This is a genomic window from Winogradskyella alexanderae, from assembly GCF_020166335.1.
GTDB lineage: Bacteria > Bacteroidota > Bacteroidia > Flavobacteriales > Flavobacteriaceae > Winogradskyella > Winogradskyella alexanderae.
This window is the reverse complement of sequence record NZ_JAIUJR010000002.1, coordinates 382255-394548: the sequence shown is the minus strand read 5'-3', so window position 1 is coordinate 394548 and position 12294 is coordinate 382255. Positions and strand designations below refer to the sequence as shown.

The 12294-nt window shown below is 32.4% G+C and carries 13 protein-coding genes; all 13 read left to right on the top strand.

Annotated elements, in window-relative coordinates; genetic code table 11:
• Positions 1-29: 29 nt before the first annotated feature.
• From LBU54_RS05260 to neuB, 13 genes are read left to right on the top strand one after another with little or no spacing between them, the layout of a single operon-like run.
• Positions 30-746, top strand: coding sequence for a class I SAM-dependent methyltransferase (locus LBU54_RS05260; protein WP_224526818.1), 717 nt, complete (start codon positions 30-32; stop codon positions 744-746).
• Between the two features lies 1 nt (position 747).
• On the top strand, positions 748-1551 hold the full coding sequence (locus LBU54_RS05255; protein ID WP_224526816.1) for a glycosyltransferase family 2 protein: 804 nt from the start codon (positions 748-750) through the stop codon (positions 1549-1551).
• Between the two features lie 3 nt (positions 1552-1554).
• A complete protein-coding gene (locus LBU54_RS05250) occupies positions 1555-2409 on the top strand; it encodes a glycosyltransferase family 2 protein (protein ID WP_224526815.1) in 855 nt (284 codons plus the stop codon).
• On the top strand, positions 2406-3335 hold the full coding sequence (locus tag LBU54_RS05245; RefSeq protein ID WP_224526813.1) for a glycosyltransferase family 2 protein: 930 nt from the start codon (positions 2406-2408) through the stop codon (positions 3333-3335). Before LBU54_RS05250 ends, LBU54_RS05245 begins: the two co-directional genes overlap by 4 nt.
• Positions 3336-3341: 6 nt before the next feature.
• Entirely contained in the window at positions 3342-4574 is a 1233-nt protein-coding gene (locus LBU54_RS05240) for a glycosyltransferase (protein WP_224526810.1), read from the top strand.
• 4 nt (positions 4575-4578) lie between these two features.
• Positions 4579-5592, top strand: coding sequence for a glycosyltransferase family 2 protein (locus LBU54_RS05235; protein ID WP_224526808.1), 1014 nt, complete (start codon positions 4579-4581; stop codon positions 5590-5592).
• A gap of 30 nt (positions 5593-5622) precedes the next feature.
• The gene (locus LBU54_RS05230; protein WP_224526806.1) at positions 5623-6420 is read left to right on the top strand and encodes a hypothetical protein; all 798 of its coding nucleotides are present in this window, start codon (positions 5623-5625) and stop codon (positions 6418-6420) included.
• 7 nt (positions 6421-6427) lie between these two features.
• Positions 6428-7270 carry a glycosyltransferase family 2 protein gene (locus tag LBU54_RS05225; RefSeq protein ID WP_224526804.1) on the top strand — a complete coding sequence of 281 codons (843 nt, stop codon included), beginning with the start codon at positions 6428-6430 and terminating at the stop codon, positions 7268-7270.
• On the top strand, positions 7270-8439 hold the full coding sequence (locus LBU54_RS05220; RefSeq protein WP_224526802.1) for a glycosyltransferase family 4 protein: 1170 nt from the start codon (positions 7270-7272) through the stop codon (positions 8437-8439). Before LBU54_RS05225 ends, LBU54_RS05220 begins: the two co-directional genes overlap by 1 nt.
• Before the next feature lie 26 nt (positions 8440-8465).
• Complete coding sequence (locus LBU54_RS05215; protein WP_224526800.1) at positions 8466-9590, top strand: glycosyltransferase family 4 protein; 1125 nt, start codon at positions 8466-8468, stop codon at positions 9588-9590.
• Between the two features lie 4 nt (positions 9591-9594).
• Positions 9595-10590 (top strand): glycosyltransferase, encoded by a 996-nt coding sequence (locus tag LBU54_RS05210; protein WP_224526798.1) that lies wholly within the window; start codon positions 9595-9597, stop codon positions 10588-10590.
• The gene (locus tag LBU54_RS05205) at positions 10577-11254 is read left to right on the top strand and encodes an acylneuraminate cytidylyltransferase family protein (protein WP_224526797.1); all 678 of its coding nucleotides are present in this window, start codon (positions 10577-10579) and stop codon (positions 11252-11254) included. The genes LBU54_RS05210 and LBU54_RS05205 overlap by 14 nt, the downstream gene beginning before the upstream one ends.
• Positions 11247-12293, top strand: coding sequence for an N-acetylneuraminate synthase (neuB, locus tag LBU54_RS05200; protein WP_224526794.1), 1047 nt, complete (start codon positions 11247-11249; stop codon positions 12291-12293). The genes LBU54_RS05205 and neuB overlap by 8 nt, the downstream gene beginning before the upstream one ends.
• Position 12294 lies beyond the last annotated feature (1 nt).

The following is a 12294-nucleotide window of genomic DNA, read 5'->3' as shown; positions in this document are numbered from 1 at the left end:
TATTAAGCTTTCTCATAAGTATTTTTAAAATGAGTAGAGAGGTAAATTTAAAGCGATTAGATAATCTAAAGCATATCAATACTTCAAGTAATGATTACTTGGCCTACTTGACTTTTTCGCGAGACTTGCAAAATGCTGTTAATGAATACGCAAAAGGTGAATTGCTTGACATTGGCTGTGGTAACAAACCTTACGAAGAATGGTTTAACGGCTTAACAAGTAATTATATGGGTTGCGATGTGGTTCAATCAAGCAGTAAAAAAGTTGACATTATTTGCAAGGCAAATAACATACCGCTTGATGACAATAGTTTTGATACTATTTTCTCTACTCAGGTTATAGAGCATGTGGAGGATATTCAAGGAATGCTTAATGAAGCTTATAGATTGTTAAGGCCTGAAGGTATAGCAATTATTTCTGGTCCTATGTATTGGTATTTACATGAAGAACCGTATGATTTCTACAGATTTACAAAGTATGGTTTTAAACATATATTTAATAAATCTGGATTTGAAATACTAATGATTAAGGAAAACGGTGGAGCGTGGTCTACCTTGGGTTTAATGATGAACCATACGTTTAGTTTTCAAAATCCAAAGGCAAATTGGGTAGCAAGAGGAATAAAATTCATTTATAGAAAACTGAGGTTAAGGGTATTAGTTAATAAGGTATTTGCCTATTTGGACAAGAAAGATTACAATACTATTAATACCATGAATTATGTTGTTGTAGCAAAAAAGAATTAAGATGAAACCACTTCTAAGTATCGTAATACCTTGTTACAAATCAGAATTCACCCTTCAAGAGACTTTAGAATCTGTAGTTAACCAAGACTTTGATTCCTGGGAAGCACTCATAATTAATGACGGTTCACCGGATAACCTTGAGACTATTGCCTTAAAATGGGTACAAAAAGACACTAGGTTTAAATACTTCAAAAAAGAAAATGAGGGTTTAGGAAAAACCAGAAATTATGGTATTAAAAAGGCCCAAGGGGATATTATTTTACCCTTGGATTCTGATAATAAAATAAGGCCAAATTTTGTGAAAGAAAACATCAAAAAATTTGATAGTGATTCTAAAATTGGAGTAATATACGGTAATGCTGAGTATTTCGGAGAGAAAGAAGGTGCCTGGATAGTTGGTACTTTTGATAAGCACAGACTACTATACCATAATTACATCGATGCTTGTGCCTTGATTAGAAAAAGCGTCTTGGAACAAGTAAATTGTTTTGAAGAGAATTTACCATTTCAAGGGCACGAAGATTGGGACTTGTGGCTCAAGATTATGGCATCGAAGTTTGATTTTTTGTATGTAGATAAAATAACTTTTGATTATCGTGTAACGCATAACTCAATGATTAAAAGTTTTGATGATGATATGTTAAATGCCAATATCTCATTTATCAAAAACAAGCACAGTAATCTGTATATTCAAGCTATGAGCGAGCTATATGAAGAGAATGTATTATTGAAATACGAATTAAAGAACAGTAAAAAAATTAGGTTTTTACAAAAACTGAGAAATATTAAAAAAAGACTATCTTAAGTTTTGAATCCGTTAATCTCTATATGTATTCCTACATGTAATGGCGCCACCTTTATTGAAGAAGCCATGATTTCTGCTATAAATCAAACTTATAAAAATATTGAGATTATTGTATCTGATGATGGGTCAAAAGACGAAACTTTGAAAATCGTAAATTCCTTTATTTCAAATACAAGAGTACCTATCAAGATTTATAATCATGATGCTAATGGCATTGGCGCAAACTGGAATAATACTGTAAAAAAGGCAAGTGGCGAATTTATTAAATTCTTATTTCAAGATGATGTTTTAGCTCCAACTTGTGTCGAAAAATTGGTTGGTACAGCAACCCAAGAAGAAGAAATTGGATTGGTATATTGTAAAAGGGAAATTCTTTATGACAAAACGAATGAAGGTCATTTATTATGGCTAAATAAATATGAATCCTTGCATAATCATTGGGAAAAATTAGATGTGACTATAAACAAAGTAGTTTCCGGACGGCATTATATGTGGGATTACCATTTACTTGATGAACCTTTAAATAAGATAGGAGAACCCACAGCGACACTAATCTCGAAGGTGTGTTTTGATAAATTGGGTTTTTTCAATGAATCCCTAAAGCAAGCTTTGGATATCGAATATTGGTATAGAATAATGAGGCATTTCAAGATTGGCTTTGTAGATGAAGAACTTGTTTCTTTTAGGTTGCATGATAAACAAGCCTCTAATCTCAACCAAAATAATAACTTAGACGAAGTTTCTGTGGTTATTTCAAGTGTTTACAGAAATTATTTTTCATATCTACACCCAAGATTGAAGTTGAGAAAAATAGTAAAGGCTATAAGGAGTAGGATTATTCAAATATTCGTTAGATGACGTTTAAAACAGCAACCATTATAGCTACTTACAACGGAATGCAGTGGATTGAAGAATGCATTGAATCCGTTATTGAGGATACTCAAGTAATAGTTGTAGATAATAAATCCACAGATGGTACAGTAGAATTTATTAAGAAAAATTTTACTGAGGTCATTTTAATAGAGCAAAATCAAAATCTTGGTTTTGGCAAGGCCAATAATATTGGCATTTCCTATGCCATAAATAATGATGCTCAGTATGTTTTATTATTAAATCAAGATGCTAAAATTCAATCAGGAAGTATAGACAAACTTATTGAGGCATCAAAAAACAATAAAGATTTTGGCATTTTAAGTCCAATACATTGTGATTGGGAGGGTCACTATTTAGAGTCTTCTTTTGCAGATTATATATCCTATCATAAGAATAAAGATTTTTATTCTGACTTTGTCTTGGCTAAATCTTTGAAAGAAGTTTACGAGGTACCGTTTGTTGCGGCAGCGTGTTGGTTTATACGTGCAGACGCTATTAAAGCTGTAGGTGGTTTTGATCCAATATTTAAACATTTAGGAGAAGATGTTAATCTTTCACAACGATTTAGATTTCATGGCTTCAAAATAGGTGTTTTGCCTAATTGTATTGTAATGCATGACACCAAGGAGAGGATATATGAAAAGATTGAGAAATTTTCGGATGCATATTACTACAAATTTGATTATAGAAGTAAAATGAAATATGCAAATTTGAATATTCCTAATTGGGAAGAAAAGCTGAGTTATGACAAAAACCAACTTTGGAAAGAATTGATTCTGTGCCTGATAAGATTACGAATAAAAGACGCCAAAGGTTATTTCAAACAAATCAAGTATATTGAAGATATCAAATCTCATTGTGCATCAAGTAGGGCCTTAAATGAGGTAAAAGGAAGTCATTACTTAAATTAAATTGAAATGCGTAAAAAAATTGTGCATGTAATTAATGATTTCCCTTCAAAATCGGAAACTTTTATTGTTAACCATATTGTTGAGACTATTAAAAGAGGATATGACCCAATACTATTGGTGAATAATTTAAAGCCTCTAAATTTTGCATCTCAAGAAAAATTGTTTGAAGATTACAATCTTTATGAACGGGCTATTTCTTTTAATTCAAAATTACCAAGCAGTAAAATTTTAAAGGTAATTAAGGCGTTTGCCATTTTGATAAAAAATATTGGATACGCCTCAGTTTTGTTCAGAACATTAAATAAAAAATATGGTAAAAAGTCGAGATCGCTAAAAATGTGGTTTCAAGCTGCATCCTTCTTAAACTATAAGGATGCCAATTGTTTTCATGCACATTTTGGAATATGTGGAAAACTAGTTGCTGAGATGATAGAGGTAGGAGCTATAAAAACAAATCTTATAACTACATTCTATGGCATCGATACCTTTTCAACTGAAGAAAACAGGGAGTCTTTGGCAAAAGCTTATTCGAACTTATTTCATTTTTCAAATAGAATAATTACCAGTTCAAATTACTTGGCAAATAATTTAAGGCTGTTAAATGCTCCTTCAGAAAAACTTGTTGTAAATCCAGTTGGTGTAGATGTGAATAAATTCAAATTTCAACATAGAAAAATTCATGACGAGCTAAATTTGGTCACAGTGGGGCGATTAATTAAATTGAAGGGACAACATTTGGGAATAAGAGCCGTAAAAATATTGGTAGACAGAGGGTATAAAATAAACTATACCATCGTTGGGACAGGCGATACTTATAATAACCTGAAAAATTTGATTAAGCATTTGGAGCTAGAAGATTTCATAACGCTAAAACAAAGTAAATCACAGAATGAAGTAATTGACATTTTAAATAGATCACATTTATTTCTTATGACATCAACAACTGACTATTTTGGTAGGGCAGAAGGTCAAGGTCTGGTAACTGCCGAAGCACAAGCCACAGGTATTCCCGCGGTTGGTTTTAACTTTGGTGGTGTGCCTGAAACCATATTACATGGCAAAACAGGTTTTATTGTATCCAAAGCCAATGAGGTAAATCTTGCAAATAGCATTGAAAAGTTCATAAAAGCGCCTGCTTTAATTTGCCAAATGGGTGAGAAGGCTAGAGAACTGGTTGAAAGAAATTTTAATAGTGAGATACAGAGTAAAAGAATAATAGATTTATACAACGCCAATTGAAACATTGCAACCTTTAATATCCATAATAATTCCAACGTATAATCGAGAAAAGATATTGATTGAAACATTGGACAGTATTCTTTTACAAACCTATCGTAACTGGGAATGTATAATTGTAGATGACCATAGTACGGATAGTACGGAATCAACTATAAAATCTTTTGTAGACATTGATTCTAGATTTCAATACTTTAAAAGATCAATTGAGAGACCCAAAGGTGCTAATGCGTGCCGTAATTTTGGATTTGAAAAATCAAAGGGCGACTTTATAAACTGGTTTGATAGTGATGATGTAATGCACCCAGATTTTTTAATGAAAAGAGTGTCGGAGCTAATAAGTGATACGACGTTAGACTTTTGTTGTTGTGTATACTCGACTTTTACAGATAAAACAGAAAAAAAAGACTACTCTGAGAAGGCCATAAAACCCTTAATCTTTCAATCTGAAAATTACATAGAGGATTATTTGTTAAATGGATTGTCTTTTATCACAGATTCTGTTTTGTGGCGTCGAAAGTTTATTTCAGATAAAGAATTGTTTGATGAAACACTGCATCGCGCTCAAGAGTGGGATTTTCATTTAAGGATGCTTACTTACAAGCCAAAATATAAGTATCTAAAAGATGTCCTGTTTTATTTAAGACAAGGAAATGAGAGCATAACAAAAAATGCGTCATTTAGTTTAAAAGCTCAGACTTCGATTTTCAAATTTTTTGATAATGCTTTTAATATTGTTCGAAAAAGTAAATTGAAGCATAGTAAGCAATTGAAACAATATATTTTTTATAGGCAGTGTGTAAATTATTACAATATAAATGTGTTATCAAGTGGCATCAAAGAGCGTTTTATGTTCTTTAAAAGACTTGGTGTTAATATTTTTGATTATACTTTTAATTCAGGACTAAAATTCCAAATAAAAATAAGAGTACTTTTAGGCCTATTGGTCTTGCTGTTTTTTAATAAAGGATATAAACTATTGTATAATCCAAAACTAGATTATAGATCTTACACAAGATAAACCGATTTACCCATTTTATAATTTCAAAGAATGATTGAAAGAATTAAAAGGAGAATAAGAAGAATATTGAATAATCCATATAAGCTATATTCCAACAACGAAGAACTAAAATCTTTGTTTTCAGGCTACAAACAGGCAGTGATCTTTGGCTCTTCGGGTTCTATAAAAAAACTAAATTTAACATCGTTTGCCAATGACTTTGGAATTACTGTTGGGAATTTCTTTGAACATCCGGACATTCAAAAAATAAATCCAAAAATTCACATTTTCGCAGCCTCACATCCACCCATAACTAAAGGGGTTTTAAAAGATTGGTGGACACGTTGTAACCATATATTACCAAAAAATGTACCATTACTTATTGAGAAAAGAGACAAAGAAATGGCAGATCTGGTTTTTGATAATCGTAAGGTGTATTACTATTCCTATGGAGGCCAATTGCCAATAGACTTTACCAAACCGGTTATTTCACCTTGGAGTGTTACACTTATTGCACTGCAGCTAGCAATATATTGCGAAATACCTAGAATAGGGATTTTTGGTGTTAATCACGATTGGCAATGCATTAAGCCATATACTCATTTTTACGATCATGATAAGCCTTCACTAGAATTTTATCTTCACAAGGCCGGAATTGAAATCGCATATGAGAAACAAAAGCAACCATTTCCCAAAGAAAGGCTTTACAAAGAATATGAGTTGTACCAGCAATATGAAACCTTAAAACTCGAAGCGGAGAAAAACGGAATTAAAATTTATAATTATGATCCTTTTTCAGATTTTGACGTGTTTGAATTTGATAAAAAACTAGAAATAATAAAAAAGTGATTCTCGTATGTCATGCGATCTCTTATCTATAATTACAATAAACTACAATAATGCCTTAGGTTTAAAAAAAACTATGGAAAGTTTAGGATCACAAAGCTCTAGGGATTTTGAACATATAATTATTGATGGTAATTCAACTGATGATAGTTTAAATGTTATAAAATCTTTCAACTACAAAAATTTAAATTTTGTGAGTGAACGGGATTCCGGTATTTACAACGCTATGAATAAAGGTATAAAGATGGCAAAGGGTAAATATATATTGTTTTTAAATAGTGGTGATTATCTTGAAAATAAGAAGGTGATTTCACACGTATTACCTTATCTAAAGAACGATTACGGCGTATTATCTGGTAGTTTAATATTCGACGAAGATTCAGGTCCAAGACTGCGAGAACATCCTGAAAAAATGACATTCTCCTATCTAGTGGGTAATGCTATTTCTCATCCATCTACCTTTATAAAAAGAGAATTATTTTCTAAATATGGATTATACGATGAGTCGCTCAAAATTGTATCGGATTGGGCTTTTTTCATAAAAGTTTTAGGTTTAAATAATGAGTCATTTGCAAAGATTCCGCTCACAATTTCTGTGTTTGATACCAAAGGTGTGTCGTCAAACGAGAATAATTATGATTATGTTTACAAGGAGCGAAGAAAAGTATTAGAGACCTATTTTCCACTTATTTTTAATAACGAAAATGACACGTACATATTCGAAAAATTCTTAAAAACTAATAAAAGATTTAGGTATTTGAAAATTGTAGACAAATCACCTTTTTTTAGAAAGATAGCAACAGTACATCTTGGTGTTAGTGCTAAACTTTTAAGATTATTCGGCGTAAGATAATGAGCAAAATATTGATTTTTGGACCTCTAGGTGACCATGGCGGTAGGGAACTTGAAACAGGCTTTATTGCTCATGCACTTTCTAAAGATTTTGAAGTTGAAATTTTGTCTTCAGGAAATTTAACGTTTAAATCTCAGCTTTTTGATTTTGTTCCTTTTGAAAAGGTATTTACTTTAAATCAACTTATTTACAACAAAAGTTTTTGGTTTAGATTATTGTCTGTACTAAGTTCTATTAGGTCCAAGAAAAAATTAGATAAATATGCTTTTGTGAGTAATTCTGTCGCCAAATCAAGTGGTTATAGAAAATTTGCACTGAGTCAGATTCATTCTGAAATAGATAAATGCGATTTAGTGTTGCTTTGTGCACAGATTACCAGTAATTATGTTGGAGAGATTGTTGATTACGCAAAGCGCAATTCAATACCAGTTGTATTCCGGCCCTCTACAACGATACATGAAGAAAACCTTATTCATCGAGACTGGTTAAATGATATAAATTTGTATTTACATCATTCTACATCAAATGCCAATAAGTTAAATTCCTTAAATCAACATAGGTTTGAGATTATAGATCAATGTGCTTACAATGAGGCTAAATTACTTAAGTTAGATGTTACAAACAAAGCCGAGAATTTACTTTACGCAGGCCGAATTTCAGAGGAGAAGGGCATTCTAGATTTTACCCAAGAATTCATGAAATTAAAAACCAATTTAAGGTTAAGGGTAGTAGGAGATGGTCCACAAATGAATAAACTAGAATCTGTTGCAGAATCTTTCTCGAAAATACATGTACTTGGATTTTTAGATCAAGATAATCTTGTTAAGGAAATAGAAAAATCTGATATTGTTGTTATTCCTAGTTTTGAAGAGTCAGGACCCTTAATTGGTCTTGAGGCAATGGCATCAGGAAGAATTATTTTATCTACCAAAGTAGGTGCTATGCCAGAGCGATTAGAAAATCTTAAAAATCAATTTTGGTTTCGAGTGGGTGATATGGAATCTTTAAAAAGTAACTTAGTCAAAATTCAATGTTTAAAAGCAGAGGAGATTGAGAAAATAGCATACCAAAATAGAGAGTGTTATCTTCAGAAATATACCGTTGAGCAAATTAAAAGTCAATATAAAAATGCTATTTTTAAGGCATTAAAATCTTATGAGCTACAGTAAAAAACACCCTAGAATTTTACATTAAAATGGATGCAGAGGTTATTTTAATTTCAGGACTAGCCTTGCCATTTCATAAAGTGGCTAGCTGGACTAACATGTATGGCTATTTGTTAGAGAAAAAAAAGCATCCTTTTAACTATATTATTTGTCCTGAACCAGAGGTTAAGTCACCTCATATAAAATACCAATTCTTAAGAAAAGTTTCTGTTTTTGATAAGGTGAAGAATAAATTGCCTTCGCAAAGTTCTCATGGCAATTATATCGAAGCAATAGACAAAATCATTGAGCCCAATAAAAAATATATAATTCAAATTATTGATAATAGCGGTATCGTTATTCCAATTGATAGGTACCTCAATGAAAAACATAATAGAGCAGATTTTTACATCCAATATTATTTCCAAGGATTTGCACCAATTGTTTCTAGAAAAAAAGGGAAGAGTTTTTTGTATGCCATAGATGAGTTTTTCTTTCTTTCACATTTATCGTATAAGGCCTATCTCGAATTTTATGATGATTGCCCATTCAAGGCAAGAATTTTATATAATGCGGTAGAGCTTAATAAATTTTATACGGTTGATGAAAATGAAAGAAATAGTTTAAGAACCAATCTAGATATTGAAAAGGACGACATATTATTTATGTGGTGCTCTCAAGATAGACCTAAAAAAGGATTGCACATTGCTTTAGAAGCTTTTGAAAAAGTACATAGTAAAAACAAAAACACAAAACTTATAGTAGTGGGTATTAATAGAGCGATAAATCAAAATGGTGTTATAAATATTGGGCGCGTTCCAAATATAGAATTAGCTAAATATTACCAAATGTCAGATATATACCTTTTTCCTACCCTTTGGAAGGAAGGTTTCGGGATTGTGCTTGCAGAAGCCATGCACTGTGGATGCTATATTATCGCATCAGAACAAGGTAGTGTCAAAGAGGTATTAGGAAATGGGAAATATGGCGTGCTCATAGAATATCCTAATCTAGTAAATGAATGGGTAATCGCTATGCAAAATGCAATTGAAGAGATTAGTCAAAAAGGGAATATATTTAGGGATAAGGTTCCAAAAGATCTTTACAGCTTGGATAAATGGTGCGAACAGATGAATGCAATTGTTCATGAAGCAAAACAGAAATTAAAGGATTAGTCAGATGAGAGTTGGAATGAATCCTCAAAAGCAAACTAATCAAATTGAGCTCGAATTTCAACATCGTCTCATAATTTTAGTATTTATTCCATCTTTGGAGGGCTATTACAAAAATGTACTTGAAGTATTTAAACTATGTTTAGATTCTGCGATTACCACAACCAATGCCAATTGTGCAATAACCGTTGTAAATAATGCATCATGTAAGGATGTTAAAGAGATATTAGATCAAAAATTAGCTAATGAAACAATTGATAGTGTAATACATCATACTAAAAATATTGGAAAAATTGATGCTCTAATCGGTGCCGCAAGGGCTAGTAGAGAACCAATTATTACACTTGCTGATGTTGATATTTTATTTAAATATGGTTGGCAATCTGAGGTCGAAAAGATATTTCAGAATATAAAAAATGTGGGTTCGGTTTCACCTATACCATGCAGAAATTTTAAGAATTACGAAACCTCTTCAACTTTAAGTAAAATTGTTTTTAGAAGGGTAAAATTTAATTACCAATCCATTCCAGAAAATCATGACGATCACAATAAATATCTTGATAGCTTTCATTGGGAATTGGAGAATGATAAAAATGCTAAATGGCCAGTTATTGAGTTAAATGACACAAAGGCAATCGTAGGTAGTGGGCATCAAATATTGAGTATGCGAAGAGAGCTATTCTTTTCTACAGTTCCAGAGGAACCATCATTAATTTTGGTTGGTAATAACTCTGAGTTTTTATATTGTGATCAGCCCATAAATTATGCAAAAGGAATGCGACTTTCAACTTATAATAATTATGCTTATCATATGGGTAATACAGTTGAAGCATGGATGAATGCCGTACAGGATGAGAACAGAAATAAAGCTAGAGATGGTAAGCAAAACTCATATGATTTAAAATTGCCTAATTTTAGACCAAGGCCAGTTAACTTTTGGGTTTACAAACTAAAGAAGCGTATCATTCATCGATTATTTAACTTAATGTATGGCAAAGGCTAAATCAATAATTATAATACCGGCTCGAGGAGGCTCAAAACGATTGCCAGGGAAGAATTTAAAATTACTATCAGGCAAACCACTTATTGAGTATAGTCTAAATTATGCCAGAGCTAATTCTGATGATAATACAGAAATTGTGGTCACCACAAACGATGAGGATATCAAGAATTTTGTATTGAAAAAAGGTATCGAGGTTATAGATAGACCAGAAGCCATTTCAAAGGATGACTCAACCACAGTTTCCGCACTAAAACATGTACTTGAGACTATGGGAGAATCTTATGAATATGTTATCCTACTTCAACCTACAAATCCATTTAGACCTAATACATTATTAAACGAAACGGTTGGTGTTTTCAAAAATGGAAATTATGATAGTCTAATGACCGTATCACTGAACGACAAAAAACTAGGCAAAATAAAAGATGATCGATTTATACCATATACATATAAAATGGGTCAGAGAAGTCAAGATTTAGAGCCATTATATTTTGAGAACGGATTGCTATATATCTCAAAAACCGAATTAATACTAAATAATCAAATTTTAGGTCATAAGAATTACCCCTTCATAGTAAATCATCCATTTGCGTCTGTTGATATTGACACGCAAGAAGACTTAAACTACGCAGAATTCGTGGCCAAAACCTACTCAGATGAATAATCCATCAATTACAATTGCAGGAAGAAAAATAGGACCAGATTACCCACCTTTGGTAATTGCAGAAATTGGTATTAACCATGAAGGTTCCCTGGATGTGGCAAAACAAATGGTCGATGCTGCTAAACGAGCTGGTGTTGAAGTTGTAAAACATCAAACTCATATTGTTGAAGATGAAATGAGTGGTGCAGCCAAAACTGTAATACCAGGAAATGCCGATACATCAATTTATGATATCATGGAACGATGTGCACTCAGCGAAGAAGATGAGATTGCATTAAAAAATTATGTAGAGGATAAAGGTATGATTTTCATATCTACTCCATTTTCTCGAGCAGCATCAAATCGCTTAAATAAAATGAATGTGGCTGCCTATAAAATCGGATCTGGAGAATGTAATAACTATCCCTTATTAGAGCATATTGCAAAATTTGGTAAACCGGTAATCATGAGTACAGGCATGAATACAATTGAAAGTGTGTCTAAAGCCGTAGCAATATTCGATAAATATGAAGTTCCGGTTGCTTTACTACATACCACTAATTTGTATCCTACTCCGAGTCACCTTGTGCGATTTGGAGCCATGACGCAATTGCATCTGGCTTTTCCCGATAAGGTATTTGGATTAAGCGATCATACTCTAAATAATAATGCATGTATTGGTGCAGTTGCTTTAGGGGCGTCTATTCTCGAACGTCATTTTACGGATCATATGGATCGAACAGGTCCAGATATTGTTTGTAGTATGGATGAAGACGAAACTAAAGCATTAATAACAGCAAGCAGAGAAGTCTGGTCAATGCGTGGTGGTACCAAAGAACCGGCTAAAGAGGAACAAGTGACTATCGATTTTGCATTTGCCACCGTTTGTACCATACAAGATATTAAGCAAGGAGAAGTATTTACAGAAGAGAATATTTGGGTAAAACGTCCAGGTACTGGAGAAATTTTGGCTGAGCATTACAAAGACATATTGGGGAAAACCGCTACTAGAGCAATTAAACAAGACCAACAAATTTCGTGGGAGGATATAAAACAATAAT